Origin of the sequence: Pseudonocardia sp. WMMC193 (assembly GCF_021728735.1) — a bacterium.
Lineage (GTDB): Bacteria > Actinomycetota > Actinomycetes > Mycobacteriales > Pseudonocardiaceae > Pseudonocardia > Pseudonocardia oroxyli.
In genome coordinates this window covers 5,912,347-5,937,425 of sequence record NZ_JAKKDO010000003.1, presented here as the reverse complement: position 1 = coordinate 5,937,425, position 25,079 = coordinate 5,912,347, and the positions used below count along the sequence as shown (strand labels likewise).

31 protein-coding genes and 3 tRNA genes are annotated in these 25,079 nt (G+C 73.5%); 14 read left to right on the top strand and 20 right to left on the bottom strand.

The window, feature by feature from the left end:
* Positions 1 to 26: 26 nt before the first annotated feature.
* Positions 27 to 1,313 (bottom strand): sensor histidine kinase KdpD, encoded by a 1,287-nt coding sequence (locus L3X23_RS36395; RefSeq protein ID WP_237196605.1) that lies wholly within the window; start codon positions 1,311 to 1,313, stop codon positions 27 to 29.
* Positions 1,314 to 1,481: 168 nt separating this feature from the next.
* Here L3X23_RS36395 and L3X23_RS30470 point away from each other — a divergent pair, with 168 nt between their 5' ends.
* From L3X23_RS30470 to L3X23_RS30450, 5 genes are all read left to right on the top strand, one after another.
* Positions 1,482 to 2,129 (top strand): response regulator transcription factor, encoded by a 648-nt coding sequence (locus L3X23_RS30470; protein ID WP_237196603.1) that lies wholly within the window; start codon positions 1,482 to 1,484, stop codon positions 2,127 to 2,129.
* A gap of 136 nt (positions 2,130 to 2,265) precedes the next feature.
* Positions 2,266 to 2,676 (top strand): sterol carrier protein, encoded by a 411-nt coding sequence (locus L3X23_RS30465; protein WP_093076891.1) that lies wholly within the window; start codon positions 2,266 to 2,268, stop codon positions 2,674 to 2,676.
* A 49-nt stretch (positions 2,677 to 2,725) separates the two neighbouring features.
* Positions 2,726 to 2,983 carry a hypothetical protein gene (locus L3X23_RS30460; RefSeq protein WP_237196601.1) on the top strand — a complete coding sequence of 86 codons (258 nt, stop codon included), beginning with the start codon at positions 2,726 to 2,728 and terminating at the stop codon, positions 2,981 to 2,983.
* Positions 2,984 to 3,215: 232 nt separating this feature from the next.
* Positions 3,216 to 4,670 carry a PLP-dependent aminotransferase family protein gene (locus tag L3X23_RS30455; protein ID WP_237196599.1) on the top strand — a complete coding sequence of 485 codons (1,455 nt, stop codon included), beginning with the start codon at positions 3,216 to 3,218 and terminating at the stop codon, positions 4,668 to 4,670.
* A 60-nt stretch (positions 4,671 to 4,730) separates the two neighbouring features.
* The gene (locus tag L3X23_RS30450; protein ID WP_237196597.1) at positions 4,731 to 5,825 is read left to right on the top strand and encodes a CaiB/BaiF CoA-transferase family protein; all 1,095 of its coding nucleotides are present in this window, start codon (positions 4,731 to 4,733) and stop codon (positions 5,823 to 5,825) included.
* A gap of 106 nt (positions 5,826 to 5,931) precedes the next feature.
* Here L3X23_RS30450 and rplA read toward each other — a convergent pair whose 3' ends face one another.
* The 5 genes from rplA to L3X23_RS30425 form a co-directional block, all read right to left on the bottom strand.
* Positions 5,932 to 6,648 carry a 50S ribosomal protein L1 gene (gene rplA, locus L3X23_RS30445; protein WP_093076880.1) on the bottom strand — a complete coding sequence of 239 codons (717 nt, stop codon included), beginning with the start codon at positions 6,646 to 6,648 and terminating at the stop codon, positions 5,932 to 5,934.
* A gap of 64 nt (positions 6,649 to 6,712) precedes the next feature.
* Positions 6,713 to 7,144: a 50S ribosomal protein L11 gene (gene rplK, locus L3X23_RS30440; protein ID WP_093076877.1), complete on the bottom strand. Its 432-nt coding sequence runs from the start codon at positions 7,142 to 7,144 to the stop codon at positions 6,713 to 6,715.
* A gap of 55 nt (positions 7,145 to 7,199) precedes the next feature.
* Positions 7,200 to 8,099, bottom strand: coding sequence for a transcription termination/antitermination protein NusG (gene nusG, locus L3X23_RS30435; protein WP_237196595.1), 900 nt, complete (start codon positions 8,097 to 8,099; stop codon positions 7,200 to 7,202).
* Positions 8,100 to 8,147: 48 nt separating this feature from the next.
* Positions 8,148 to 8,495, bottom strand: coding sequence for a preprotein translocase subunit SecE (gene secE, locus L3X23_RS30430; protein WP_093076874.1), 348 nt, complete (start codon positions 8,493 to 8,495; stop codon positions 8,148 to 8,150).
* A 66-nt stretch (positions 8,496 to 8,561) separates the two neighbouring features.
* Positions 8,562 to 8,637 (bottom strand) — tRNA-Trp (locus L3X23_RS30425).
* 157 nt (positions 8,638 to 8,794) lie between these two features.
* On the opposite strand from L3X23_RS30425, the gene L3X23_RS30420 reads away from it, so the two are divergent.
* The gene (locus tag L3X23_RS30420; RefSeq protein WP_093076871.1) at positions 8,795 to 10,036 is read left to right on the top strand and encodes a pyridoxal phosphate-dependent aminotransferase; all 1,242 of its coding nucleotides are present in this window, start codon (positions 8,795 to 8,797) and stop codon (positions 10,034 to 10,036) included.
* 51 nt (positions 10,037 to 10,087) lie between these two features.
* Here the strand turns inward: L3X23_RS30420 and L3X23_RS30415 are convergent, their stop codons facing one another.
* From L3X23_RS30415 to rpmG (L3X23_RS30370), 10 genes are all read right to left on the bottom strand, one after another.
* Positions 10,088 to 10,312, bottom strand: coding sequence for a hypothetical protein (locus tag L3X23_RS30415; RefSeq protein WP_237196592.1), 225 nt, complete (start codon positions 10,310 to 10,312; stop codon positions 10,088 to 10,090).
* 60 nt (positions 10,313 to 10,372) lie between these two features.
* The gene (locus L3X23_RS30410; RefSeq protein ID WP_237196590.1) at positions 10,373 to 10,792 is read right to left on the bottom strand and encodes a MaoC/PaaZ C-terminal domain-containing protein; all 420 of its coding nucleotides are present in this window, start codon (positions 10,790 to 10,792) and stop codon (positions 10,373 to 10,375) included.
* The gene (locus L3X23_RS30405) at positions 10,789 to 11,223 is read right to left on the bottom strand and encodes a MaoC family dehydratase N-terminal domain-containing protein (protein WP_237196588.1); all 435 of its coding nucleotides are present in this window, start codon (positions 11,221 to 11,223) and stop codon (positions 10,789 to 10,791) included. Before L3X23_RS30405 ends, L3X23_RS30410 begins: the two co-directional genes overlap by 4 nt.
* A 3-nt stretch (positions 11,224 to 11,226) precedes the next feature.
* Positions 11,227 to 11,394, bottom strand: coding sequence for a 50S ribosomal protein L33 (gene rpmG / locus L3X23_RS30400; RefSeq protein WP_093076862.1), 168 nt, complete (start codon positions 11,392 to 11,394; stop codon positions 11,227 to 11,229).
* A gap of 44 nt (positions 11,395 to 11,438) precedes the next feature.
* Positions 11,439 to 11,511: transfer RNA gene (locus tag L3X23_RS30395), tRNA-Met, on the bottom strand.
* Between the two features lie 30 nt (positions 11,512 to 11,541).
* Positions 11,542 to 11,614, bottom strand: a tRNA-Thr gene (locus tag L3X23_RS30390).
* Positions 11,615 to 11,704: 90 nt separating this feature from the next.
* The gene (gene rpsN, locus L3X23_RS30385) at positions 11,705 to 12,001 is read right to left on the bottom strand and encodes a 30S ribosomal protein S14 (RefSeq protein ID WP_237196586.1); all 297 of its coding nucleotides are present in this window, start codon (positions 11,999 to 12,001) and stop codon (positions 11,705 to 11,707) included.
* Positions 12,001 to 12,231 carry a 50S ribosomal protein L28 gene (rpmB, locus tag L3X23_RS30380; protein ID WP_237196584.1) on the bottom strand — a complete coding sequence of 77 codons (231 nt, stop codon included), beginning with the start codon at positions 12,229 to 12,231 and terminating at the stop codon, positions 12,001 to 12,003. Before rpmB ends, rpsN begins: the two co-directional genes overlap by 1 nt.
* Positions 12,228 to 12,455, bottom strand: coding sequence for a 30S ribosomal protein S18 (rpsR, locus tag L3X23_RS30375; protein ID WP_237196581.1), 228 nt, complete (start codon positions 12,453 to 12,455; stop codon positions 12,228 to 12,230). Before rpsR ends, rpmB begins: the two co-directional genes overlap by 4 nt.
* Complete coding sequence (gene rpmG, locus L3X23_RS30370; RefSeq protein WP_237198161.1) at positions 12,455 to 12,604, bottom strand: 50S ribosomal protein L33; 150 nt, start codon at positions 12,602 to 12,604, stop codon at positions 12,455 to 12,457. Before rpmG (L3X23_RS30370) ends, rpsR begins: the two co-directional genes overlap by 1 nt.
* A 100-nt stretch (positions 12,605 to 12,704) precedes the next feature.
* Between rpmG (L3X23_RS30370) and mrf the strand changes: the two genes are divergently transcribed.
* The 7 genes from mrf to L3X23_RS30335 all read left to right on the top strand — a co-directional run bounded on the left by mrf (position 12,705) and on the right by L3X23_RS30335 (position 21,044).
* A complete protein-coding gene (gene mrf, locus L3X23_RS30365; RefSeq protein WP_237196579.1) occupies positions 12,705 to 13,931 on the top strand; it encodes a ribosome hibernation factor-recruiting GTPase MRF in 1,227 nt (408 codons plus the stop codon).
* A 1-nt stretch (position 13,932) separates the two neighbouring features.
* Positions 13,933 to 14,097: a 50S ribosomal protein L32 gene (gene rpmF / locus L3X23_RS30360; RefSeq protein WP_093076844.1), complete on the top strand. Its 165-nt coding sequence runs from the start codon at positions 13,933 to 13,935 to the stop codon at positions 14,095 to 14,097.
* 129 nt (positions 14,098 to 14,226) lie between these two features.
* Positions 14,227 to 14,424: a hypothetical protein gene (locus tag L3X23_RS30355; RefSeq protein ID WP_237196577.1), complete on the top strand. Its 198-nt coding sequence runs from the start codon at positions 14,227 to 14,229 to the stop codon at positions 14,422 to 14,424.
* An 86-nt stretch (positions 14,425 to 14,510) separates the two neighbouring features.
* Positions 14,511 to 17,636 carry a LuxR family transcriptional regulator gene (locus L3X23_RS30350; protein ID WP_237196575.1) on the top strand — a complete coding sequence of 1,042 codons (3,126 nt, stop codon included), beginning with the start codon at positions 14,511 to 14,513 and terminating at the stop codon, positions 17,634 to 17,636.
* Between the two features lie 51 nt (positions 17,637 to 17,687).
* Complete coding sequence (locus tag L3X23_RS30345) at positions 17,688 to 18,950, top strand: cytochrome P450 (protein WP_237196573.1); 1,263 nt, start codon at positions 17,688 to 17,690, stop codon at positions 18,948 to 18,950.
* Positions 18,947 to 20,587, top strand: a complete 1,641-nt coding sequence (locus tag L3X23_RS30340) for a class I adenylate-forming enzyme family protein (RefSeq protein WP_237196571.1) — start codon at positions 18,947 to 18,949, stop codon at positions 20,585 to 20,587. The genes L3X23_RS30345 and L3X23_RS30340 overlap by 4 nt, the downstream gene beginning before the upstream one ends.
* A 106-nt stretch (positions 20,588 to 20,693) precedes the next feature.
* The gene (locus tag L3X23_RS30335; protein ID WP_237196569.1) at positions 20,694 to 21,044 is read left to right on the top strand and encodes a hypothetical protein; all 351 of its coding nucleotides are present in this window, start codon (positions 20,694 to 20,696) and stop codon (positions 21,042 to 21,044) included.
* Between the two features lie 7 nt (positions 21,045 to 21,051).
* Here L3X23_RS30335 and L3X23_RS30330 read toward each other — a convergent pair whose 3' ends face one another.
* On the bottom strand, positions 21,052 to 21,279 hold the full coding sequence (locus L3X23_RS30330; protein ID WP_093076826.1) for a hypothetical protein: 228 nt from the start codon (positions 21,277 to 21,279) through the stop codon (positions 21,052 to 21,054).
* 240 nt (positions 21,280 to 21,519) lie between these two features.
* On the opposite strand from L3X23_RS30330, the gene tenA reads away from it, so the two are divergent.
* Positions 21,520 to 22,182: a thiaminase II gene (gene tenA / locus L3X23_RS30325; protein WP_237196567.1), complete on the top strand. Its 663-nt coding sequence runs from the start codon at positions 21,520 to 21,522 to the stop codon at positions 22,180 to 22,182.
* 12 nt (positions 22,183 to 22,194) lie between these two features.
* Here the strand turns inward: tenA and L3X23_RS30320 are convergent, their stop codons facing one another.
* From L3X23_RS30320 to L3X23_RS30310, 3 genes are read right to left on the bottom strand one after another with little or no spacing between them, the layout of a single operon-like run.
* Complete coding sequence (locus L3X23_RS30320; protein WP_237196565.1) at positions 22,195 to 22,614, bottom strand: phage holin family protein; 420 nt, start codon at positions 22,612 to 22,614, stop codon at positions 22,195 to 22,197.
* The gene (locus tag L3X23_RS30315; protein ID WP_237196562.1) at positions 22,611 to 23,837 is read right to left on the bottom strand and encodes a serine hydrolase; all 1,227 of its coding nucleotides are present in this window, start codon (positions 23,835 to 23,837) and stop codon (positions 22,611 to 22,613) included. Before L3X23_RS30315 ends, L3X23_RS30320 begins: the two co-directional genes overlap by 4 nt.
* Before the next feature lie 9 nt (positions 23,838 to 23,846).
* The gene (locus tag L3X23_RS30310) at positions 23,847 to 25,079 is read right to left on the bottom strand and encodes a CdaR family transcriptional regulator (RefSeq protein ID WP_237196560.1); all 1,233 of its coding nucleotides are present in this window, start codon (positions 25,077 to 25,079) and stop codon (positions 23,847 to 23,849) included.

Sequence of the window (25,079 nt, the reverse complement as noted above, 5' to 3'; positions counted from 1 at the left end):
GCGCCTGACCCGCGGGGGCCGGCCCGTCAGGCGGGATCGAGCGGGAGCGTCAGGTGGGCGACCAGGCCGCCGCCCGCGCGCGGCCGCAGCTCGAGCTCGCCGTTCATGGCCCCGACCAGCGCCTCCACGATCCACAGCCCGAGCCCGGCGGTGCCGCGGCGTTCCCCGATGGCCACCCCCTTCGACGTCACCACCCCCTCCTGGCCCGGCGGCAGACCGGGCCCGCGGTCGCGCACCTGCGCGGTCAGGATCCCGTCCACGTGGGACAGGGCCAGCTCGACGGGCGCGTCCCCACTGTGGCGCGCGGCGTTCTCGGCCAGGTTCGTCAGCACCCGGCGGAGCCGCTGGGGGTCGCAGCGGACCACGGCGCCCGCGGGCTCCACCGTGATCCGTCTGCGTGCGGGGGCGACCGCGGCCGCGTCGAGCACCGCTTCGGCCAGCTCGGCCAGTACCACCGGCCGGTCGGTGACCCGGCCGAGGGGGCTGCCGTCCCGCACCGCGAGGTCGGCCAGCCCCTCCAACATGTCCCGCAGGTGCACGGCGTGCTCGGCCAGCAGCCGGATCGCGGAGTCCGCGGCGGACGGCGAGAGCTTGCCCGCGGCGAGGTCCGCGGTGAGCGCGGTGAGGGAGGCGACGGGCGTCCGGAACTCGTGCAGGACCACGCGGACACCGTCGAGCCGGGCCCGCTGCGCGGCGACCAGACGCGCCCGCAGCTCCCGCTCCGACACCAGCTTCTCGTGCTCGGCCACCGCCCGGGCCCGCGACTCCGCCGCGACGACGAGCTGGCGCTCGAGCATCCGCGCCAACACCCCGACCAGCACCGCCGCCGCCACGAGGAACCCGCTCCACCACGCCCCGGTGAGGAGCCGCTCGGCCGGCGGGACGTCCGCGTCCGAGCCGACCACGCACGCGACCGTGAACCCGAGCCCGACGCCGAGCGCCCCCAGCCTGCCGACCACCGGGCCCGCCCGCAGCGACATCGCGATGGCGATCAGGGGCAGCACCGCCACGAAGATGCTGTCCGCTCCCCCGGTCAGCCCGCAGGCGACCAGGACCAGCAGGCCGTCGATGACGGTGAGCACCGCGGGCCGCACGGGCAACGGGCGCTCGGCCCACTCGGTGACCAGCAGGGCCGCGGCGTAGAGCGCGGTGCCGGCGACGATCGTCCACACCACCCCCGGCCGACCCCGCGCCAGCTCCGGCCCGATGACCAGCGCCAACCCGACGGCCGCCACCACGGCCGCCCGGATGACCACCGCCGCGCGCTCCTCGGCCGAGTCCGACCGGCGGGTCCAGGGCCCGTAGACCTCCACGCGACTCCCTCCACCGCACCGACGGCACCGCACGGACAGCACCGCAGGCGCCGATGCGGGCAGGGTAGCCGGCCCGCGCGCCCGTTCCCGCTCCGGCGGACGGCGCGAGAGTGATCGCCGGCGCGCCCCAGCGGGGGGTGACGGCACGGCACCGCCTACGCTCGCCCCGTGCCGGAGGGCCCCTACACCGTCGTCATCGTGGACGACCACGCCCTGTTCGCCCAGGGTCTCGCCCTGCTGCTGGAGTCCCGGGCCGGTGAGACCTTCCAGGTCGCGGGCTCGACGACCGCGGGCGAGGAGGCCGTGGCACTCGTCGGGAAGAACCGGGCGGACGTCGCCGTCGTCGATCTCGCCCTGCCGCCGCTCGGCGGGGTGGAGACGATCCGGCGGATCAAGGCGGCCTACCCGACCACGCGGGTACTCGCCCTGTCCGGGACCGAGGACCTGGACCTCGCCGCCGCCGCGCTGCGCGCCGGTGCGGACGGCTACCTGGCCAAGTCCGCCGACCCGGAGGTCCTGGTCGCGCCGCTGCTGTCGGTGCTCGCCGGGGTCCGCGTGGTGCGCGCCGAACTGCTCGACGCGCTGCTCGTGTCCGCCGACCGCACCGCCGACGGGCTGCTGGACCGGCTCTCCGAACGAGACGTCGAGCTGTGGCGGCTGCTCGCCCGCGGGCTCGAGACCAGCGAGATCGCCCGGCCGATGCTGGTCAGTGAGCGGACCGCCAAGCGGATGATCGCCTCGTTGCTGCACAAGCTCGGCGCGGCCAACCGGATCGAGGCCGCCGCCCTCGCCGGGCGGGCCGGGCTGCTCGACTGAGCCCGAGCGGCTCGCGGGGCTCGAGGGGTTTCCGGGCGGGTGTCACCCGTGGGCCGGCCGTGGCCCCCTCGGAGAGTCGCCCCGCAGGCCCGGGCGGGCCAGACTCGGCCGCAACCGAGCGGAGAGGGGCTGCATCGTGGCGGCATTCACGGGCGAGGCCGAGGTGTACGAGTACCTGGGCGGGGTGTTCCGGATGGGCATGGAGGACACCGCGCTCGTCGAGAAGCTCAAGCCGTCCGGGGTGGTCCTGCGGATCACCTACACCGATCCGGACGCGGTGCTCACCGTGGACATGCCGAACTCGCAGATCTTCGAGGGCGCGGGCAACGGGCCGGACCCGAACGTCGAGCTGTTCATGACCGCGGACACCGGCAACCGGTTCTGGCTGGGCAAGGTCGTGCTGCCGGTCGCTCTGGCGAAGGGCCAGGTCCGCGCGAAGGGTCCGGTCGCGAAGCTGCTCAAGGTGCTCCCGCTCGCCAAGGGACTCTTCGGGCCGTACAAGGCGAGCCTGGAGGAGAAGGGGCGCACCGACCTGCTGGCCGCCTGATCGGGTGATCCCGCAGGCGACCGAACGGGCGTGAGCTGATACTCCGTCCGTGGACCTGCCGGAGACCGTGACCATCGACGTGCAGATGTGGACGTCGTTGCGCGGGCGGCTGCACGACTTCACCGTCGTCGTCGCGGACACCCCGGATCCGGCACCCCGCGACCCCGACGAGTGGCATCGGTGGACCGAGGCCGTGCTCGCCGATGTCGCGGACCGGGACGGGTGGCAGTCCGGCCGCTACTACTTCACGACCGAAGGGGACGGGCTCGGGACGCTGACCCGAGACCACTGGGAGTACCGGGCCTGAGTCGTGGTGGCCGTTCCGCCGCGGAGCGCAGCCGCGACCAGGCGGCCTGCACGTCGCCCCACGGGGTGTGGGCGCGGCGCGCGGCACCGTGGGGCGAGCGGCTGTCCACGCCGTAGCGCGGTGCCGCGAGGGCGATGAGGACGAGGACCGAGAGCAGGACCGTGGCTGTCATGACTCCAGTCTGCGTAAGATTGGCCCCTCCCGGGATAGCCAATCATGCAGAGGTGGATTGATGGCTCGTCGGATCGGCAGTGCGAGCTTCAGCCGGCTCCTCGGCACCTGGCGCCCGCCCGACGACCGCGGCCTGGCCGTGGCCCTCGCCGACCGCGTCCGCCTGCTCATCCTGGACGGCAGGCTGGCGCTCGGCACCCGGATTCCCGCGGAGCGGGAGCTCGCCGCCGCGCTCGACGTCAGCCGGACGACCGTCGCCGCCGCCTACGAGACGCTGCGCACCGACGGCTACCTCGACAGCAGGCGGGGGTCGGGCAGCGTCACGCGCGTCCCCACCCCCGCGGGCGGCGATCCGCTCGAACCGGAGACCCCCTTCTCCCCGCTGGTCGGCGGCACCCTGCTCGACCTGGCCCACGCGGCCCTCTCCGCGCCCACCGACGCCCTCCGCCGGGCCGCTGCGGACGCCGTCGTCGAGCTCGACGGCCATCTCGGCGGCCACGGCTACTCCCTCGCGGGGACCCCGGAGCTGCGCCGCGCCGTGGCGCACCGGTTCACCGCGCGCGGCGTGCCGACCACACCCGACCAGATCCTCGTCACCACCGGCGCGCAGAACGCGATCGCGCTGCTCATGAGCCTGTTCACCAACCCCGGCGACCGGGTGCTCGTGGAGCACCCGACCTATCCCAACGCCCTCGATGCGATCCGGGCCCGCGGCGCTCGCCCGGTCCCCGTGCCGCTCACGAGCACCGGCTGGGACCTGGAGCTGCTGCGCGAGACCGTCCGGGACGCCAACCCCGCGCTGATCTACCTGGTCCCGGACTTCCACAACCCGACGGGGGCGGTGATGGCCCCCGCCGACCGCGCCGCCGTCGTCGACCTCGCCCGGCGGACCCGCACCCCGCTCGTCGTCGACGAGACGCTCACCGAGCTCCCCCTCGACGTCCCCCCGCCGACGCCGGTGGCGGCGGGCGCCCCGGAGTCGCCGCTGGTGATCACCATCGGGTCCGCCAGCAAGGTGTTCTGGGGCGGCCTGCGGATCGGCTGGATCCGGGCCGCGGCGCCGCTCGTGCGCCGGTTGGCCGGGCTGCGCCCCGCCGTCGACCTGGGTGGGGCGGTGCTGGACCAGCTCGTGACCGCCCGCCTGCTCGACGACGTCGAGAGCGTGGTCGCCGAGCGGCAGCAGGATCTGCGCGCGGCGCGGGCGGACCTGCGCGCGGGCCTGGCCCGAGCCTTCCCCGACTGGCGGCCCAACCACCCGTCCGGCGGCCTGTCCCTCTGGGTCGACCTGGGCGAACCGGTCTCCAGCAGGCTGGCGGGCGCGGCGCGGCGGCACGGTCTGCTGCTCGCCGCCGGACCGCGGTTCGGGGTGGACGGCGCATTCGAACGCCACCTCCGGCTGCCGTTCACCCTGCGGCCCGACCGGATGGCCGAGGCGCTGGATCAGCTCACCGCGGCCTGGCAGGGTCTGGACCACCAGCCGGAGACGGGTGCCGACGAGGCCATCGCGGTCGCGTGACCCGCCCCGTACAGTACCGGCAGTACTGAACGATCGATCGATTATGCAAGGGTGGTACAGGTGGCACCTCGGAGCGGACCCCTCGCCGGCGTACGGGTCGTCGAGCTCGCCGGAATCGGGCCCGGCCCGCACGCGGCGATGATCTTGGGCGATCTCGGCGCCGAGGTCGTACGCATCGACCGGCCCGGCGGTCTGCAGATCGGCGGGCCCGTCGACCCGACGCTGCGCGGGCGGCGGCGGGTCGCGGCCGACCTCAAGACCGCGGAGGGCCGCGAGACCGTGCTGCGGCTGGTCGAGCAGGCCGACGTGCTGCTGGAGGGCTACCGCCCCGGCGTGACCGAGCGGCTCGGCGTGGGACCGGCGGAGTGCCACGCGCGCAACCCGAAGCTCGTCTACGGCCGGATGACCGGCTGGGGCCAGGACGGCCCGATGGCCGACCGCGCGGGCCACGACATCAACTACATCTCGCTGACCGGCGCGCTGCACGCGATCGGCCGCGGGAACGGCGAGCGCCCGGTGCCGCCGCTGAACCTGGTCGGCGACTTCGGCGGCGGCTCGATGCTGCTGGTCATCGGTGTCCTCGCCGCACTGTTCGAGGCGCGCGGGTCCGGCGAGGGCCAGGTCGTGGACGCCGCGATGGTCGACGGGGCCAGCCTGCTGGTGCAGATGGTGTGGTCGATGCTGAGCGTGGGCGCCTGGCAGGACGCGCCGGGTGCCAACCTGCTGGACGGGTACGCGCCGTTCTACGACACCTACGCCTGCGCGGACGGCGGGTTCATGGCCGTGGGGGCCATCGAGCCACAGTTCTACGCGCAGCTGCTCGAGGGCCTGCAGATCGACCCGGCCGACCTGCCCCCGCAGATGGACCCGACGTCCTGGCCGACGATCAAGGCGCGCTTCACCGAGGTCTTCGCCACGAAGTCTCGGGACGAGTGGGCCGCGATCTTCGACGGGACGGACGCCTGCACCACGCCGGTGCTGGCCTTCGGGGAGGTCGCGAACCACCCGCACATGGCCGCGCGGAGCACGATCGTCACGCAGGACGACGTGCCGCAGGCCGCACCCGCCCCGCGCTTCTCCCGGACGGCGACCCGGGTGCTGGGCAAGGCCTCGGAGCTCGAGTCGGTCGACGACGTGCTGGCCGACTGGACCTGAGCGTCCGACTCGCGTGGCCCGAGTGCGGGACTCGCGGGGCCGGTGCTCCCCGGAACGACGAACGCCCCCTCCCGGCCGGGAGGGGGCGTTCGGGTCGCGTCGAGACTCAGACGGTCTCGTCCACCAGCAGGTTGCGGGTGCGGTTCGGGTCGACCGGGATGCCCGGGCCCGTGGTCGTGGAGACCGTGATCTTCTTGATGTAGCGGCCCTTGGCGGCCGACGGCTTGGCCCGCAGGATCTCGTCCAGCGCGGCGCCGTAGTTCTCCACCAGCTTCTCGGTGTCGAACGAGGCCTTGCCGATGACCAGGTGCAGGTTGGCCTGCTTGTCGACCCGGAAGTTGATCTTGCCGCCCTTGATGTCGGCGACGGCGCGGGTCACGTCCGGGGTGACGGTGCCGGTCTTCGGGTTCGGCATCAGGCCACGCGGGCCCAGGATGCGCGCGATCCGACCGACCTTGGCCATCTGGTCCGGGGTGGCGATGGCGGCGTCGAAGTCCAGCCAGCCGCCCTGGATCCGCTCGATCAGGTCCTCGGCGCCGACGACGTCGGCACCCGCGGCCTCGGCCTCGGCGGCCTTGTCGCCGACGGCGAAGACGATGACCCGGGCGGTCTTACCGGTCCCGTGGGGCAGGTTCACGGTCCCGCGGACCATCTGGTCCGCCTTGCGGGGGTCGACGCCCAGCCGCATGGCGACCTCGACGGTCGCGTCCATCTTGGTGCTCGCGGTCTCCTTGGCCAGCGTGGCGGCCTGGAGGGGCGAGTACAGGGTGTCGCGGTCGATCTTGGCCGCGGCCTGCTCGTAGATCTTGCTGCGCTTTGCCATCTTCAGTCCTTCAGAAGAAGAGTCGTGGTCCGAGCCGCGCCCGGCTCTCCCACGCGAACGGTGGTCAGTTGACCGTGATGCCCATCGACCGGGCGGTGCCGGCGATGATCTTCGCGGCGCCGTCGAGGTCGTTGGCGTTGAGGTCGCGCATCTTGAGCTGCGCGATCTCCCGCACCTGGTCCATGGTCACGGACGCGACCTTGGTGGTGTGCGGGGTGCCGGAGCCCTTCTCGACGCCCGCCGCCTTGAGCAGCAGCTTCGCCGCGGGCGGGGTCTTGAGCTCGAAGGTGAACGAGCGGTCCTCGTACACCGAGATCTCGACCGGCACCACGTCGCCGCGCTGGGCCTCGGTGGCGGCGTTGTACGCCTTGCAGAACTCCATGATGTTCACGCCGTGCTGACCCAGCGCGGGGCCGACCGGCGGGGCGGGCGTCGCGGCGCCCGCCTTGATCTGGAGCTTGATGATCGCGGAGAGCTTCCGCTTCTTGGGAGGCATTCTGTGTTCCTTGAGTGTCGACTTCTCCCGCGCGGACCTGCCCCGCGCGTGAAGCTTAGATCTTGGAGACCTGGCTGAAGGCCAGCTCGACCGGCGTCTCTCGGCCGAAGATGCTGACCAGCACCTTCAGCTTCTGCGCGTCGACGTTGACCTCGTTGATCGTGGCCGGGAGGGTGGCGAACGGGCCGTCCATGACGGTGACCGACTCGCCGACCTCGAAGTCGACCTCGACCGCCGCGGAACCGCCGGACGACGACGTCGACGCGCCACCCCCGGCCGCCGCGGCCGCCTTCTCCTTGGGCGCCTCCTGCTTCGGCAGCAGGAACTTGAGCACCTCGTTCAGGGTCAGGGGCGACGGCTTGTTCGTCGCACCCACGAACCCGGTGACGCCCGGGGTGTTGCGGACGGCGCCCCACGACTGGTCGTTGAGCTCCATCCGGACCAGGATGTAGCCGGGCAGCACCTTGCGCTGCACCTGCTTGCGCTGGCCGTTCTTGATCTCGGTGACCTCCTCGGTGGGCACCTCGACCTGGAAGATGTAGTCCTCGACGTCCAGCGTCTGCACGCGCGTCTCGAGGTTGGTCTTGACCTTGTTCTCGTAGCCGGCGTAGGAGTGCACGACGTACCAGTCACCCGGTGCGCGGCGCAGGGCCTCGGTCATCGCGGCGACCGGGTCCTCCTCCTCGGCGGGCTCCTCGGCGAGTGCCTCGTCCGCCGCGGTCTCGTCCGCGATCTCGGCGACGGTCTCGTCGGTGTCGACGCCGTCGGCGTCCTCGAGGTCGGCGTCCTCGGCCGCGGACTGCGCCTCGAGCGTCTCGGCCGCGGCACCCGCGGTCTCGACGTCCTCGGGGTCGGTGTAGGAGTCGGACGCCGCGTCCTCGCCGTGGGCCAGCTCGACGTCGGTCTCCTGGACCGGCGTCTCGTCCTCGGCCGGGCGGCCGTCTGGGGAGGTCACGTGCTTCTCGCTTCCGTCGTCAGCTTCTCGGGTGGGTCCGGTACCCGGCTAGGCCCCGAACAGGGCCTCGACGCCCAGTCCGAACACCCAGTCCAGCAGCGACACCAGCGCGACCATGAAGGCGACGAACACCAGGACGACGATCGTGTAGGTGACCAGCTGCTTGCGCGTGGGCCAGATGACCTTGCGCAGCTCCGCCACGACCTCGCGGAGGAACCGGACCAGCCGCGCGAAGATCGACGCCTTCTTGGGCGCGCTCTCGCCGCGGGAGCGGGTGGGACGACCCTTGCCCGCCGTCACCGCACCGGAGGCTTCGGACCCGGATGACGACGCGCGGCGTCCGCGGCGGTCTGCCGCGGACCTGGGGCGCTCGCGCCCCGCCTCCTCGTCGCTCACCTGTTCGTCCTCACCGACGGGCGCACGCCCGCCTTCGCCTCACGTTCGGATGGTCCTGTCCCGGTGTGGCAGGGGTGACAGGACTTGAACCTGCAACCTGCGGTTTTGGAGACCGCTGCTCTGCCAGTTGAGCTACACCCCTTCGCCACTCCGCACCGCCCGGGGACGGGCGCGGAGCAGGCGCACCGAAAGATCCGGTGCGCCCGGCGGAACGAGTCTACGACACCCGCTGCGGTGCCCCGCACCGGGCCGGAAACCCACTCGCACGAGGGTACCCGTCGTGCGCGAGGATGAGGGCCATGTCCGCACCGACTGGATCTGCACAGACAGGATCGGCACCGAAGCCGCGGGTCTCCGCACGGATCGGCGGGATCGCCGAGTCCGCCACGCTCGCCGTCGACGCGAAGGCGAAGGCGCTCAAGGCCGAGGGCCGCCCGGTGATCGGCTTCGGCGCGGGCGAGCCGGACTTCCCGACGCCCCCGGCGATCGTCGAGGCGGCGCAGGCGGCCGCGGCCGACCCGAAGAACCACCGCTACTCCCCCGCGGGCGGGCTCCCCGAGCTCAAGGCCGCGATCGTCGCGAAGACCAAGCGGGACAGCGGCTACGAGATCGCCGCGAACCAGGTGCTCGTGACCAACGGCGGCAAGCAGGCCGTCTACCAGACCTTCGCCACCCTGCTGGACCCGGGCGACGAGGTCATCCTCCCGGCCCCGTACTGGACCACCTACCCGGAGGCGATCACCCTCGCGGGCGGCACCCCCGCGGTCGTGGTGACCGGGCCGGAGACCGACTACCTGCCCAGCGTCGAGCAGCTCGAGGCCGCGCGCACCGAGAAGACCAAGGTGCTGCTGTGGTGCTCGCCCTCGAACCCGACCGGCGCGGTCGCGTCCCGTGAGCTGACCGAGGCCGTGGGCCGCTGGGCCGTCGACAACGGCGTGTGGGTCGTCACCGACGAGATCTACGAGCACCTCACCTACGACGGCGCCGAGGCCGTCTCCATGCCCGTCGCCGTGCCCGAGCTCGCGGACACCTGCGTGGTGCTCAACGGCGTCGCGAAGACCTACGCGATGACCGGCTGGCGGGTGGGCTGGATGGTCGGCCCCACGGACGTCATCAAGGCGGCGACGAACCTGCAGAGCCACCTGTCGTCGAACGTGGCGAACGTGTCGCAGCGCGCCGCGATCGAGGCCCTCACCGGCTCGCTGGACGCGGTGGACGAGATGAAGCGCGCCTTCGACCGGCGCCGCCGGACGATCGTGGAGCTGCTGTCCGCGATCCCGGGCGTCGAGTGCCCCACCCCGAAGGGCGCGTTCTACGCCTACCCGGACGTGCGCGGCCTGCTGGGCAAGGAGATCCGCGGCCGGCACATCGAGACCAGCCTCGACCTCGCCGCCGTGGTGCTGGAGGAGGCCGAGGTCGCGGTGGTCCCGGGCGAGGCCTTCGGTACCCCCGGCTACTTCCGGCTCTCCTACGCCCTGAGCGACGACGACCTGAAGACCGGCGTCACGCGGATGGGTGAGCTGCTGGCCGAGGCGAAGTAGCGACCGCACGCGAAGGGCGGGCGACCCGAGGGTCGCCCGCCCTTCGGCGTTCTACTTGTCGGTGTCGGCGAGGTCCGCCAGTGCGGCGGCGCGCTTCGCGTACTTCCACTTCGCGAGGTCACCGACGGTCTTGATGCCGAAGGCGGCCAGCTGCTCGTCGTGCTTCTCGGTGAGGCCCTCGAGCGCGGACGGCGGCGCCTTGAGGATCTCGTCCGCGGTCTTCTCTTCCCAGGCCTTGTCCACGAGCTTGCCGAACTTCACCGTGCTGCTCCTCACGTCGACGGATCGTCGGGACGCAGACTGGCCCTCCCGCGCCATCGGAGCAACAGGACACACCTACTCGGGGAGCAGAACCTCGGCCTGCGCGCGCCCGAGAACGCCCTTGCCGTCGTAGACGGCCTTGATGTCCACTTTCGCGATCCCGTCGGAGACGCCGGTGACCCTCGCGGTGACGAGCACGGTGGCCCCCTCGTCGTCGTCCGGGACCAGGACGGGGCGGGTGAAGCGGGCGCCGTAGCTGCGGATCCGGGCGGGGTCGCCGACCCAGTCGGTGACGATCCGACCGGCGGCGCCGAGGGTCAACATGCCGTGCGCGATCACGCCCGGCAGGCCCGCGATCCCGGCGACGCGGTCGCTCCAGTGGATGGGGTTCAGGTCGCCGGAGGCGCCCGCGTAGCGGACGAGGTCCGCGCGGGTGAACCGCAGCTCCAGCGGCGGCAGCTCGGTGCCCGCGACGACGGGGTCCGGCTCGCTCATGCCTGGGTCACCAGCAGGCTCGTCGTCGTGGCGACGGGCTCGTCCGCGGTGGCCACCTCGCAGCGCAGGGTCAGCATGTGGCTGCCCGCGCGCGTGCTGAGGGAGTCCACGTGGATCGTGGTGAACAGCTCGTCTCCCGCGACGATGGGCCGGTGGAACACGATGCGCTGGTCGCCGTGGACCATGCGGGTGTAGTCCCAGCCGAACGCCGGGTCCTTCAGGAACGCCTCGATCAGCGGCATGGTGAAGGTCGTGGAGAACGTCGGGGGCGCCACGACATCACGATGCCCCGCTGCGCGCGCGACCTCGGGGTCGTGGCACAACGGGGACGTGTCACCGATCGCGGTGGCGAACTCGCGGACCTTCTCCCGGCCGACCTGGAAGGGGCCGGTGGTGGGGAGAGCCCGCCCGACGAAGGACTCGTCGGGCACGGATCAGCGGGTCTCGCGGTGCGCGCGGTGGGTGCCGCAGTTCGGGCAGAACTTCTTCACCTCGAGCCGGTCGGGGTCGTTCCGCCGGTTCTTCTTGGTGATGTAGTTGCGGTGCTTGCACTCCTCGCACGCAAGAGTGATCTTCGGACGGACGTCCGTCGCCTTGCCCATGGGAGTGCCTCTTCCTGCTGACCAGCTGTTGTTCGTCGAATGTGTAGCGGTGGCCGGACTTGAACCGGCGACACAGCGATTATGAGCCGCTTGCTCTACCACCTGAGCTACACCGCCTTGCGAGCCTCGTCACCGAGTCCCGCTCGGAGCCCCTTTACGGAATCGAACCGTAGACCTTCTCCTTACCATGGAGACGCTCTGCCGACTGAGCTAAAGGGGCGGCGCGGTCTTGCAGGGTTTCCCCTGCGAGCCGTGGAGAACTCTACACAACGCCGCGCGGGACCCCCTGCACGGGGGTCCCGCACCGCGTTCACCAGCTGGACTTGGTGACTCCCGGCAGCATCCCGGCGTGGGCGAGCTCGCGCAGCCGCACCCGCGAGACGCCGAACTTGCCGAGGTAGCCGCGCGGGCGGCCGTCGGTCGAGTCCCGGTTGCGGACGCGCGTGGCGCTCGCGTCCCGCGGCTGGCGGTTCAGCTCGCGCTGCGCCTCCGCGCGCCGCGCGGGATCGGTGCGGATGATCTCCTTGAGCTCGCGGCGGCGCTCGGCGTGGCGGGCCACGATCTTCTTGCGCCGCTCGTTCGCGGCGATCTTCGCCGTGCTCGCCATCAGACCTTCTCCCCCCGCGCGCGGATCCGGGCGACGGCCGCCTCGATCCCGATCTTGTCCACGGTCTTGATGCCCTTCGCCGAGAGCCGCAGCCGCACCCGCCGCCCCTCCGACGCCAACCAGTACGACTTGACCTGGACGTTCGGGTCCCAGCGCCGACTCGTGCGGACGTGCGAGTGCGAGACCTGCTTCCCGAAGCCCGGCTCGCGACCGGTGAGCTGACACCTCACCGGCCGGTCCCCGGGTAGGGCAGCAGCGCCATCTCGCGGGCGTTGCGGATGGCGACCGCGACCCGCTTCTGCTGCTGCGGGGTCAGCCCGGTCACCCGGCGCGCCCGGATCTTGCCCCGGTCGGAGATGAAGGTGCGCAGCAGTGCGGTGTCCTTCCAGTCGATCTCCTGACCCTTCTTGAGCGGGTTCCGCTTCTTGCGCACCGGGCGGTCGGGGCGCGGCATCAGCGCTCCTCCCTGAACTCGACGTGCGCGCGCACGCGCGGGTCGTACTTCTTGAGCACCAGCCGGTCCGGGTCGTTCCGGCGGTTCTTGCGGGTCACGTAGGTCGTGCCCGTTCCAGCGGTCGAACGCAGCTTCACGATCGGCCGCACGGCGGCGGACTTGCCTGCCACGCCACCCTCCTCTCGATATGGAAACGGTTGTCGTTTACAGTAACACCTCGCCCCCCGAACCCCTTCCCGAGGAGGAGCCGTGACCGAGCTGCTGGTCGTGACCGGTCTGGAACCCGTCGGCGTCGAGCGGGTGATCGACCGCGTCCGCACCGCCGACCCGGACGCCGTGGTGATCCACCACGCGCTCGACGACGTCGGGGCCGGGATCGTGCGCCGGCGCATCCGCGACCGGCACCGGGACGACCGGGAGACGCTGCGGCTCGCGCACGGCTGCGTGTCCTGCACGCTGCGCCTCGACCTGCTGCCGCTGGTGCGCTCCCTGGCCGGGCGGGTCGAGCGGATCGTGCTGCACCTCGACCCGGTGCTCGAACCCGAGCAGGTGTGCTGGGCGCTGCAGCACGTCGTGATCGGCGACGGCCCCCTCGCCGACGCGGTGGACGTCCGCGGCGTCGTCACCGCGCTCGACGCCCGGACCTGGCTGGACGACGCGAGCGGGGACGAGCAGGTCGGGGAGCGGGGGCTCGCCGACCTGCCGGACGACGACCGCACCGTCGCCCAGGTCGTCGTCGCGCAGGCGGAGTTCGCCGACCTGATCGTGCACACCGGCGCCGTCGACGCCTGGGAGCAGGCGCGCACCGACGCGGTGCTGGCCCGGCTGGCCCCGACCGCGATCCGGGCGCACCTGGCGGCCCTGGACGACGACCTGGTGCTGCTGCGCCGGGCCCACGCCGAGGCCCGCCGGGGCGACCCCGACGACGTGCACGCCTCCCTGCTGCGCGGCTCCCCGCCGCTGGAGGCGGACTGCGGCGTCCGGCTGCTGGCGTTCTCGGCGCGGCGACCGTTCCACCCCGACCGGCTCCACGCGGCGATCGACCTGCTGCTGGAGGGGATCGTGCGGGTGCGCGGACGGATCTGGCTGGCCACCCGGCCTGCGGAGGTCCTCTGGCTGGAGTCGGCGGGCGGCGGGCTGCGGATCGGCGGGGCGGGCACGTGGCTGGCCGAGCAGTCGCCGGACGCCTGGGAGTCCGTGCCGCCGGAGCGGGCGGCGATCGCCGCGCTCGGCTGGCACCCGCGCTTCGGCGACCGGGCACAGGACGTGGTGGTGCTGGCCCACGCCCTGGACGCCGAGGGCCTCGACGCCGTGCGGGCGGCCCTGGAGGGCGCCCTGCTGACCGATGCGGAGCTGGCGGGGCCGTGGGAGTTCCCCGACCCGTTCGGCTTCGCCCACACCGACCCGTGCGACGAGCGCGTCCGCGCCGACGACACGGTCGCCGAGTCCGGGCTCGCCCGGGGAGAGGAGCACTGACATGGCGGTGCCGAAGCGGAGGACGTCCCGGAGCAACACGCGATCGCGGCGGGCGCAGTGGAAGGCCCAGGCGCCGGACCTGGTGGAGATCACGGTCGACGGGCGCCGCCTGCGGGTGCCGCGCAGGCTGGTCCCGGCGTACCGGCGCGGCCTGCTGCGGGACTGAGGGCGGCCCTGACGTCGGCCCTGACGTCGGGACTGAGGTCTCACCCCTTACCCCGCACCCGGCCGCGGGCCCCAGGAGTACGTGATCGCCCGATGTCCGGGCGGGGGCCTCAGGCGGAGTGTTCTCGTCATGAGTACCGACGTGACCTTCCTGCAGACCCTGGTGGACGAGCGGCGCGGCGAGCTGCTGGCCGAGGCCCGCACCGCCCGCCTGGCGACCCTCGCCCGGCGGTGGCGGCGCAGCGAGCGGGCGCCCGCACCACCCGCACCACCCCACCCGCCCGAGTCCACACCGCCGCAGCGCCGGGTGCCCGCCGCCGCCCGCTGAGCCCGATCCCGCGGACCTGTGGACAACCCGGGCGGTGGGGCCGAGACGGGGCGGTTCCGTCGGGGGGCCGTGCGAGCATGACCACCATGCCGAGACCGGGAGTGGGGATCGGGCTGGTCGGCCGCCGGGCCGAGCGGTCCGTCCTCCTGGCCGCCCTGGAGCGGGCCAGGGCGGGTCGGGCGGGCGGCGTGCTGGTCTCCGGGGACGCGGGGGTCGGCAAGTCGCGGCTGGTCGCGGAGCTGACCGCCGCGGCGGGAGACGCGCTGGTGCTGGTCGGGCGTTGCCTCGACACGGCGGGGGCCGAGCTGCCCTACCTGCCGTTCACGGAGATCGTCGGCCAGCTCGGCCCCGAGCCGGTCGCCGCGCACCCCGGCCTGCGCAGGCTCACCCCGGACGGGTCGGACACCGAGCGCGGGGGGCGGGAGCTGGGCCAGCTCCAGGTCTTCGAGGCACTGCTCTCGGCGCTCGGCACCCTGGACCGGCCGGTGGTGGCGGTGGTCGAGGACCTGCACTGGGCGGACCGCTCCAGCCGGGACCTGCTGGTGTTCCTGCTGTCCCGGCTGGCCGAGCAGCGGCTCCTGGTGGTCGCGACCTACCGGGCGGACGACCTGCACCGCAGGCACCCGCTGCGGCCGGTGCTCGCCGAGCTCGTGCGGCTCCCGACGATCGAGCGGCTCGACCTCGCACCACTTCCACCCTCGGACGCGTTCGCGCTGGTCAGCTCGCTGGCCGCGGATCTGGGACTCGGTGAGGCGGAGCTCCGCGGCCTGGCCGAGCGCAGCGAGGGGAACGCGTTCTTCGCCGAGGAGCTGGTGTCGGCCGCGGGCGGCGGGGGGCTGCCGGAGGGGCTGGCGGACGTGTTGCTCACCCGCTTCGAGCGGCTGCCCGCCCCCGCGCGCCAGGTGCTGCGGGTGGCCGCGGTCGCCGGGCGCAGCGTCGCGGAGGACACCCTCGCCGAGGTGAGCGACCTGGATCCGGGCGCGTTCACCGACGCGGTGCGCGAGGCGGTGGCCCACCAGGTGCTGGTGGCGGACACCCACGGCGAGCTCGCCTTCCGCCACGCCCTGCTCCGGGAGGCGGTCTACGCCGATCTCCTGCCCGGCGAGCGGGGCCGCCTCCACGCCCGCTACGCCGACCTGATCACCGCGCGGATGGCCCGCCCGGGGGGCCGGGACACCCGGCTGGGGCCCTCGCCCGCCGCGGCGCTCGCACACCACGCCCTGGCCGCGCACGATCTGCCCCGCGCCCTGGCGGCGGGCGTGCAGGCCGCGCGGGACGCGGACCGCCTCGGCGCCCCCGCGGAGGTCCTGCGCCACGCCGAACGCGCGGTCGAGCTCTGGCCCGCCGTGCCGGACGCGGAGGCCGTGGCCGGCGTGGACGAGCTCACGGTCACGCTGTGGGCCGCCTGGTCGGCGAGCGCGACCGGGGACCCCGAGCGCGGTCTGGCCCTGAGCGGGCGTGCCCTCGAGCTGGCCGACGGGCTGGACGATCCCGAGCGCGCGGCGGACGTCCGGGTGCGCCACGCGATCCGGCTCCTCGAGCGCATGGACGGCGGAACGGGCGCGATCGCCGCCGCGCGCGAGGCGATCGCCCTGCTGGAGGGGCGACCGCCCGGGGCCGAGCTGGCCTGGGCGCACGCCATCCTCGCCCGGGCACTGTGGCGGACGGACGAGGTTGCGGGTCTGCGGGAGCACGGCGAGGAGGCGCTGCGCGTGGCCCGCGCCGCCCGCGAGGCGCTGCGCGGGTCGGCCGGAGTGGGGGCAGCGGTCGTCGGGGTCGTCGGGGTCGCCGGGGTGTGGGAGTCGGGTGCGGGCCGGGCGGACGTGGCGCTCACCGAGGCCCTGCAGGACGTGGCGGCGGTGGAGGCGGACGCGCTGATCAGCCTGGCGGTGCTCGAGGAGTTCGAGGGCAGGCCCACCCGCAGCCGGGAGCTGTTGACCGAGGCGCTGCCGCAGGCCCGCGGGTCCGGGAACACCGGCGTCGAGCTGCGGATCTTCTACAACCGCGGGATGTCGTTCCTGGAGGAGGGGTCGCTGGCCGAGGCGGCCGCGGAGTTCGCGGCGGGCGGCGCGCGGGCCACCGAGACGGGCACGACCTGGAGCGCCTACGGCATGGACATGCGGGTCGCCCAGCTCGTCAGCGAGTTCATGGCGGGGCAGTGGGCGGCCGCCGAACGCACGGCCCGGCTCGGCGGCGCCCGGGTGGGGCCCGCGATCGCGGGGCGGCTCGCCGCGGCCGGGCTGCTCGTGGCCGTGGGACGCGGGCGGCTGGCCGAGGCGGAGGCACGCTGGCATGCGCTGGACTCAAGGGACCAGCAGGACGACCAGGTCGTCCTGCTGCTGGGGCAGGCGGGCGCGGAGGCGGCCCGGCTGCGCGGGGACACCGCCGAGGCGATCCGCCGGGTGGAGACGGCACTCGCCGACCTGGACCGGCTGGTCCCGCACCACCTGGCCTCGATCTCGCTCGCCGCGCTCGGGATCGCCGCGCTGCCCGTCGGCGGGGCCGCGGGTCCCGCCGAGACCCTGCTCGGCACCGCCGAGGCGGCGGCGGCGCACGGCACCCCCCGCAGCGGGGTGGTCGGGGTGGAGGGCCGGGCCTGGCTCGCCCGGGCCCGCGCGGAGGCCGCCCGGGTGCGCGGGGAGGACGATCCGGCCGTCTGGAGCGAGGTCGTCGAGGCCTTCGGCTACGGCGAGGTGTACCGCCAGGCCGAGGCCCTGCTGCGCCGGGCCGAGGCGGCGCTGCGGCTCGCGGGCGGCCAGGTCGACCGGGGACGCACCGACCGGGCGCGGGTCGACCGGGCAGCGGCGGGCAGGCTGCGCGAGGAGGCCGCCGCGGACCTCGCGGCCGCACTGGAGATCGCCGACCGGATCGGCGCCGAGCCCCTCGCCGCCGCGGTGCGGGCCGCCGCCGAGCGGGCGGGCGCCGCGGTCGCGACCGCTCGGGCCCCGTCGGCGGGCGTCTCTGCGGCCGAGGCCGCGACCGGCGGGGCGAGCGGGGCGGGTCCGCTGACCCCGCGGGAGCACGCGGTGCTGAAGCTGGTCGCCGAGGGCCGCACCAACCGCCAGGTGGGCGAGGCGCTCTACATCTCCGAGAAGACCGTGTCGGTGCACCTGTCCCGGGTCATGGCCAAGCTCGGCGCCTCCAGCCGCACCGAGGCCGTGGCGATCGGGTACGAACGTGGCGTCATCCCTCCCCGAGCGACCGTTCAGTAACTAGACTGTTGTGGTGCCGGTCACCGTCGACCGGCAGGGAGGACCGCACGGATGCCGCTCACCCACCAGCGCCCGGACCTGTCGGACATCGAGGGCTTCTGGACCCGCCCCGTCGAGGAGCGGGCGGCCGCCTTCGCCTGGCTCCGCGACCACGATCCCGTCGCGTTCTACGCCGAGCCGGACTTCGGCTATCTGGCACCCGGGCCCGGCTTCTACGCGGTGACCCGCCTGGACGACGTCGTGACGGCCAGCCGGACCCCGCAGGTGTTCACCTCGGGGGCAGGCGCCACCTCGGTGGTGGACCAGCCGCCGGAGTTCCGCGAGTTCTTCGGCTCCATGATCAATCTCGACGACCCGCGGCACGCCCGGCTGCGCCGCATCGTGTCCCGGGGCTTCACCCCGCGCCGGCTGGGGATGCTCGTCGAGGACGTGGAACGGGCCGCCACCCGGATCGTGGACGACGTGATCGACCGCGGCGAGTGCGACGCGGTCACCGAGATCTCCGCGGTCCTGCCGCTCACCATCGTGTGCGACCTGATGGGCATCCCGGAGTCCCAGCACCGCTTCGTGTTCGACCGCACGAACGTCATCCTCGGCGCGCAGGACCCGGAGTACCGGACCGAGGGCACGGACGTCGTGACCGCGCTGCTCACCGCGGGCGGCGAGCTGTCCGCGCTGATGACGGACCTCGGGGCGGTGCGCAGGCGCAACCCGACGGACGACCTCACCTCCGCCCTGGTGACCGCCGAGCTCGACGGCGAGCGGCTCACCCCGGAGGAGCTGGCGAGCTTCTTCATCCTGCTCGTGGTGGCGGGCAACGAGACCACCCGCAACGGGATCAGCTGGGGCCTGCAGCTGCTCACCGAGAACCCGGACCAGCGCGCGGTGTGGCTCGCGGACGTCGACGGCGTCACCCCGACCGCCGTCGACGAGATCGTCCGCCTGGCCTCGCCGGTGATCTACATGCGGCGCACGCTCGCGGAGCCCGCCGTCCTCGGCGAGACCACGCTCGAGGCGGGCGCCAAGGTCGCGCTGTTCTACTGGGCCGCGAACCGGGACCCCGCCCACTTCCCGGACCCGGACCGGTTCGACGTGCGGCGCTCCCCCAACCCGCACGTCGGGTTCGGCGGCCCCGGCCCGCACTTCTGCCTCGGCGCCCACCTCGCCCGCCGCGAGATGTCGGTGATGTTCCGCGAGCTGCTGACCCGGATCCCGGACATCGCGGTCACCGGTGAGCCCCGGCGGCTGCAGTCCATGTTCATCAACGGGATCAAGCACCTGCCCGTCTCCTTCACCCCCGGCGGTTCCCGATGAGCTACCCCGAGGTCCCGGTGGGAGCGGTGCTCGCGGGCTCGGCGCGGCGCTGGCAGGACCGCGTCGCCCTGCACTACGGCACGCGCGAGCTGACCTACACGCAGCTGTACGAGCGGGCGTGCGCGTTCGCGAACGCCCTGCGCGAGGCGGGGATCCGTCCCCGGGACGTCGTCGCGATCCACCTGCCCAACTGCCCGCAGTACGCGATCGCCTACTACGGGATCCTGCTCGCGGGCGGCACGTTCACGCCCGCGAACCCGTTGCTCCCGCCCGCGGACCTGGCCGCGCAGCTCGCCGACGCGGGTGCCGTGGCGATCGTCAGCTGGGCGCAGGCGTTCCCCGCGGTGCCCGCGCAGACGCTGCGGTTCGCGCTGGTCACGAACCGCGAGCAGGGCCTGGACCCGGCGGTCCGCCTGGCCGAGCACGGGTCCGCCGACCACGCCGCGATCGACTTCGAGGCCTTCCACGCGGACGCGCCCACCACGGCGCCCGAGATCGACATCGACCTGGACGGGCTCGCGCACCTGGCCTACACGGGTGGGACCACGGGCCGCTCGAAGGGCGTGATGCTGCCGCACCGCAACGTCGTCACGAACGTCCTGCAGTACGGCTGCCTGGGCAGCGGCACCCGCTGGGACCTCGACTCGGACGGCGGGATCGTGCTCGCCGACCAGGGCCCGCCCGAGGAGTACCCGGTGCGGCTGGGCCAGTCCGTCGTCGTCAACGTGACCCCCTGGTTCCACGCGATGGGGACCATCGGCGGGCTGAACATCCCGCTGCTCTCGGGCACCACCAGCGTCCTGCACGAGCGGTTCGACCCGGCGGCCTACCTCGCGGACGTCGAACGCTTCCGGGCCACCTCGATGGGGGGCGCTCCCCCGCTGTACGCGGCGCTGCTGCGCCATCCGGACTTCGCGAAACGGGACCTCTCCAGCGTCCGAGCGCTGAACTCGGGGGCCGCGCCGCTGCCCGTCGAGATGATCGCGGCACTGCACCGCAGGCTGGGGGAGGACGTCGCGATCATCGAGGGCTACGGCCTCACCGAGGTCACGATGGGGGCGACGGCCAACCCGTCGAACCGGTCCGGGCTGCGCAGACAGGGCACGGTCGGGGTGCCGGTGCCGGACACCGAGGTCCGGGTCGTGGACCCGGAGGGCGAGCCGGTGCCGGTCGGCGAGACCGGCGAGGTGGTGATCCGCGGGCCGCAGGTCATGGTCGGCTACAAGGACCGGCCCGAGGAGACCGCGGCGACCCTGCGGGGCGGCTGGCTGCACACCGGGGACGTCGGCGTGCTCGATGAGGACGGCTACCTGCGGATCGTCGACCGCACGAAGGACATGCTGCTCTACAAGGGCTACAACGTGTACCCCCGCGAGCTGGAGGAGCTGCTCTTCCGCGAGGACGGCGTGGTGGGGGCGGCCGTGGTCGGGCGGCCCGATCCGGAGGTCGGCGAGCTCGCCGTGGCGTTCGTCGTGGCGCCGGGTCGCACCCAGGAGGAGGCCGAGGCGATCCGCGCCGCCGTGAACGCCCAGGTCCTGCCCTACAAGCGCATCCGGGAGATCCGGTTGGTCGACGAGATCCCGGTGTCCGCCGCGGGCAAGGTGTTGAAGCGGGAGCTGAGGGAGCGGCTGCGGTGAACGGCGGTGTCGGTGACCTGCGCGCGTCGTCAGCGCTGACGACACCGATCGGGTGAGCGGGCCGCACACCGCTAACGACTGTGCATGACGGCTCGATCACATCCACGTGACCGTCCTGCCCGTGACCCCCACCGCGCCCACCGTCTCCACGGTGCGGCCGCCGGTGGCGGTCCCGCGGCAGTCGCGGGGAGCTCACCGGGCCGCACCGTCCGCGGTGCGCCTGCCGGAGCGCTCGCGTGTGCCGGTCGCCTCGCCGCTGCGACCGGTCGAGCCCGTGCAGTACTCACGGGTCAGCCCCGCGGTGCGCGGAGCCGGGGCCGCCGCCTACGCCGTGGTGGCGCGGACGGGCAGCCTCGTCACGCTCGCGGCGATGCTCGTCCTGGGCGGCGCCGTGGCCGGTGCGACGGACGGCCCTGCTCCGCCGCAGACGACGCCGATGACCCTGCAGGTCCCGTGAGGGAGGCTCAGGCGGCCACGCCGCTCTGTCCGTCCGCGTTGAGCGGGGTCTTGAGCACGTGGTCGACCAGGCGCATGACCAGCTGCCCGCCACCGAGGCGGTAGCCGAACTCCTCCCAGGTCAGGAGCTCGCGAGAGAGCACCTCGCCGACCGGGCCGGGGTAGAGCCGGGTGACCCGGAACGCCGCTGCGCGCAGCCGCATCTTCTCGTGATGGTCCATGGGAACGGGACTCATTGCACTCACCTCCACAGGCGATGGACGTGCGGGCCGGTTGCGCGCCCTCTGCGCTGAGTCGCCATCCGGGATGCTTCATCGTGACCCACCCCGTTTACCGGCAGATGTCATCGTAACCGAAGAGTGACTGACCTCTCACTCAACGCACACGAATCGTGCAAGATCCACTACAAAGGGCGTCGACGTCGACAGCGGGTCAGCACACGATCACGCACCGCGACACCGATTAGGGTCGAGATCATGCGCACGACCGACGTCCTCTGGGCCGACGCCTCCGAGATCTACGAGGCGATCCTCGCCCACCCGTTCGTCACCGGCCTGACCGACGGCACGCTCCCCCACTCGGCGTTCCGTCACTACATCGTCCAGGACGCCCACTACCTGCGCGGATACGCCCGCGCGCTGGCGCTGTGCGCCGCGAAGGCCCCGGACGAGCACGCCCTGACGATGTTCTGCGCGCACGCGGGCGGCGCCATCGCCGCCGAACAGGAGCTGCACACCGAGCTGCTCGGGGCGCTCGACCTGACCGCCGAGGCCGCCGCGGCCCTGCCCGTGGCGCCCGCGACCCAGGCCTACGTCTCCTACCTGCTGGCCGCCGCGTACTCGGGCTCGTACGCCGAAGCCGTCGCGGCGGTGCTGCCCTGCTACTGGATCTACGCGCGGGTCGGTGAGCACCTCGTCGAGGCGGGCTCCCCCGACCCGCTCTACGCCCGCTGGATCGCGACCTACGGCGGCGCGGAGTTCCAGCAGGTCGTCGACGACGTGCTGGCGGCGACCGACGCGATCGGCGAGACCGTCTCCGCCGCCGAGCTGGCCCGCATGCGCCACCACTTCACCACGACCAGCCGCTACGAGTGGATGTTCTGGGACGGCGGCTACCGCGAGGAGACCTGGCCCGTCTAGAACGACGCGGGGTCAGCGGCGGTCGATGCCGTCCGGGATGATCAGGTGCAGCACGAAGCCGACGACGGCGACCACGATGGCGCCCCAGAAGCCCGGCCAGAAGCCCTCGACCACGAACGGCAGCCCGACGCCGCTGGACAGCGTGCCGACCAGCCAGAACAGCAGGGCGTTCACGACCAGGCCGAACAGGCCCAGGGTCAGCACGTAGAGCGGGCAGCCGATCACCTTGATGATCGGCTTGAGCACCGCGTTCACGATGCCGAAGATCAGCGCCACCACGAGCAGCGTGCCGATCTTGCCGCCGGTGGAGGTGGCGCCGAGCTCGATGCCGTTGACCAGCCACACGGCGACGGCGAGGGCGATCGCGACCACGACGACCCGGACGACGAACGCCACGACGGCGTTCCCTCGGGGTTGGACCGGAACAGTCACGAGACCACCGCCTGGGAGACGAGCGTCCGCAGCTGCGGACGGATCGGGTAGGTGCTGGAGGGCATCAGCTGGGTCAGGAAGACGACCGTGAGGTCCTCCTCCGGGAACACGGTGAACGTGGTGCTGGCCAGGCCGCCCCACCCGTACTCGCCGGGCGACTGCAGCTGCTTGCCCGCCGCCGGGTCGACGACCACGGAGAACCCGAGCCCGAACCCGGTGCCGAGGTAGGTGGACTCGGCGAAGATCGGCCGGCCGAAGGTCTGCAGGTCCGCGTTGTCGGGCAGGTGGTTGCGGGTGGCGTAGGCCAGCGTGCGCGGGCCGAGCAGCCGGACGCCGTCGAGCTCGCCACCTCCTGCCAGCATCTGGGTGAAGCGGTGGTAGTCGTACAGGGTCGAGGCCAGCCCCCCGCCGCCGGAGAGCATCGTGGGCTCGGCGGTGATCGCGTCCCCCATCGCGGCGGAGCGGACCAGCCCGCCGCCGGGCTTCGGCAGGTACAGGGTGGCCAGCCGGGAGACGTCCCGGGCCTGGAACCCGGTGTCGACCATGCCGAGCGGGTCGAAGATCCGCTCCTGGAAGAACACGTCGAGGGACTGCCCGGACGCCACCTCGACGACGCGGCCGAGCACGTCGGTGTTGACGCCGTAGTTCCACTCGGTGCCCGGCTGGAACAGCAGCGGCAGGCTCGCCCAGACGTCACACGCCGCGGCGAGGTCCTGCCCGCGCGGGGCGCCGAACTCGTGGCCCTTGGCGCGGTACATCTCGTCCACGGCGTGGGCGTGGTGGAAGCCGTAGGTGAGCCCCGCGGTGTGGGTCAGCAGGTGCCAGATCCGCACCGGCTCGGTCGCGGGCACCGTGCCCGGGTTGGCCGCCGACCCGCCGGTGTAGACCCGCATGTCCGCGAAGGACGGGATGTAGCGGGACACCGGGTCGGTGAGCTCGAGCAGCCCCTCCTCCCACAGCATCAGCGCGGCGACCGAGGTGATCGGCTTGGTCATCGAGTAGATGCGCCAGACCGTGTCGTCGGTGACGGGGAGGTCCTCCTCCACGTCCCGCCTGCCGTAGTGCGCGACGTGCGCCAGCCGACCCCGCCGGGCGACCGCGAGGGACCAGCCCGCGAGCCTCCCGTCGTCGACGTACTTCGCGAAGTGGGAGTCGATCCTGGACAGACGGGCGGCGTCGAACCCCAGCTCGGCGGGGTCGACCTCGACCTTGCAGACGCTCACGGATCCACCCTACCGAGAAGTAAGCACCGCGCGCCCGAGTCGACGGCAGGCGTGCAGCGCCAGCTCGATGTCCATCCGCGCGTCGGCGAGCGGGCGGCCGAGCTCGCGCTCCGCGCGCCCGACCCGGTAACGCACCGAGTTGCGGTGCAGCATCAGCTGTTCGGCGGCCGCCGTGTAGCTGCCGCCGGTGTCCAGGAAGATCAACAGGGTCTCGCGCAGCCGGGCGTGGGCCACGGTGTCGACGGCGAGCCCGCCCAGGGTGTCCGCGACCCACGAGCGCGCCGCGGCGAGGTCGGTGGTCAGCAGCGACACCGACGCGACGTCCGCGAACAGGGTGACCGCGGCGGCGTCCGGTCCCGCGGCGAGCGCCACCGCCTGGGCCCGGAGCGCCTGCCGGTGGCTCTCCCGGAACCCCTCGAGCCCGGAGCCGGGCTCGCCCACGGCGAGCCGCACCCCCGCGGGCGGCTCGGCGGCGAGGGCGGCGACGTCCGACGCCCGGGTGCCCCGCCCGACCGGGAGCCACGCCCAGGTGGTGCCGTGGTCGTAGGCGATGCTCAGGGCCCGCCTGCCCAGCCCGTCGGCCAGCCCGCCCACGGCCCGTCCGGCGGCGGCGCCGTCGGTGGACCAGGCCACGAGGGCCAGGTGCGGGCCGCGCAACGCGTACCCCAGCGTGGCCTCGGCGGCCTCCAGGTCGGTCGAGTCGCCGTCGAGCAGCGCGCGGACCCGCCCGGCCCGCACGGTGTCCCGGTTGGCGAGCCAGCGCTCGCGCTCCTCCTCGTAGACCTCGGTGACCTGCCCGCAGATCCAGTCCACGTAGCGGAAGGTGTCCGCGACCAGCCTGCGCGCGGCGGCGAGCGCGACCCGGGGGTCCGAGCACACCCGGTCGAGCTCGGCGAACAGGAAGTCCAGCAGCCGGTCGTGGCCGATCCGGTAGGCCCGGAGCAGGGCGTTGGCGGGGACCCCACGCTGGGCCAGCCTGCGGGCGTACTCGAAGGCGGCCGAGGGCGGTTCGACCCGCTCGGTCGGGATCTCGTGCGCGAGCATGTGCACGATCGTCTCGACGTTGCCCTCGACGGACGCCCCCAGCAGCTCGAGGATGCGCGGATCGCCGTCGAGCTCGTCGATCTCGGTCGCCATGAACGTGCTCAGCGCGTCGGAGGTCTCCACGACGCGGCGCCCCAGGGCCCCCGCGACGGCACGGACGACGGCCCCGACCGTGGCCTCCGACGTCGTTGTGGGCAC

Bases quoted from the DNA above. Each gene is read 5' to 3' on its own strand.
- L3X23_RS30420 (WP_093076871.1), top strand. From the start codon at position 8,795: ATGTCCGCACCGACTGGATCTGCACAGACAGGATCGGCACCGAAGCCG.
- rpmF (WP_093076844.1), top strand. From the start codon at position 13,933: ATGGCGGTGCCGAAGCGGAGGACGTCCCGGAGCAACACGCGATCGCGG.
- rpsR (WP_237196581.1), bottom strand. From the start codon at position 12,455: ATGCCGCGCCCCGACCGCCCGGTGCGCAAGAAGCGGAACCCGCTCAAG.
- L3X23_RS30345 (WP_237196573.1), top strand. From the start codon at position 17,688: ATGCCGCTCACCCACCAGCGCCCGGACCTGTCGGACATCGAGGGCTTC.
- rpsN (WP_237196586.1), bottom strand. From the start codon at position 12,001: ATGGCGAGCACGGCGAAGATCGCCGCGAACGAGCGGCGCAAGAAGATC.
- rplK (WP_093076877.1), bottom strand. From the start codon at position 7,144: ATGCCTCCCAAGAAGCGGAAGCTCTCCGCGATCATCAAGCTCCAGATC.
- rplA (WP_093076880.1), bottom strand. From the start codon at position 6,648: ATGGCAAAGCGCAGCAAGATCTACGAGCAGGCCGCGGCCAAGATCGAC.
- L3X23_RS30350 (WP_237196575.1), top strand. From the start codon at position 14,511: ATGCCGAGACCGGGAGTGGGGATCGGGCTGGTCGGCCGCCGGGCCGAG.
- L3X23_RS30330 (WP_093076826.1), bottom strand. From the start codon at position 21,279: ATGAGTCCCGTTCCCATGGACCATCACGAGAAGATGCGGCTGCGCGCA.
- L3X23_RS30410 (WP_237196590.1), bottom strand. From the start codon at position 10,792: ATGAGCGAGCCGGACCCCGTCGTCGCGGGCACCGAGCTGCCGCCGCTG.
- L3X23_RS30340 (WP_237196571.1), top strand. From the start codon at position 18,947: ATGAGCTACCCCGAGGTCCCGGTGGGAGCGGTGCTCGCGGGCTCGGCG.
- L3X23_RS30355 (WP_237196577.1), top strand. From the start codon at position 14,227: ATGAGTACCGACGTGACCTTCCTGCAGACCCTGGTGGACGAGCGGCGC.
- tenA (WP_237196567.1), top strand. From the start codon at position 21,520: ATGCGCACGACCGACGTCCTCTGGGCCGACGCCTCCGAGATCTACGAG.
- rpmG (WP_093076862.1), bottom strand. From the start codon at position 11,394: ATGGGCAAGGCGACGGACGTCCGTCCGAAGATCACTCTTGCGTGCGAG.
- L3X23_RS30455 (WP_237196599.1), top strand. From the start codon at position 3,216: ATGGCTCGTCGGATCGGCAGTGCGAGCTTCAGCCGGCTCCTCGGCACC.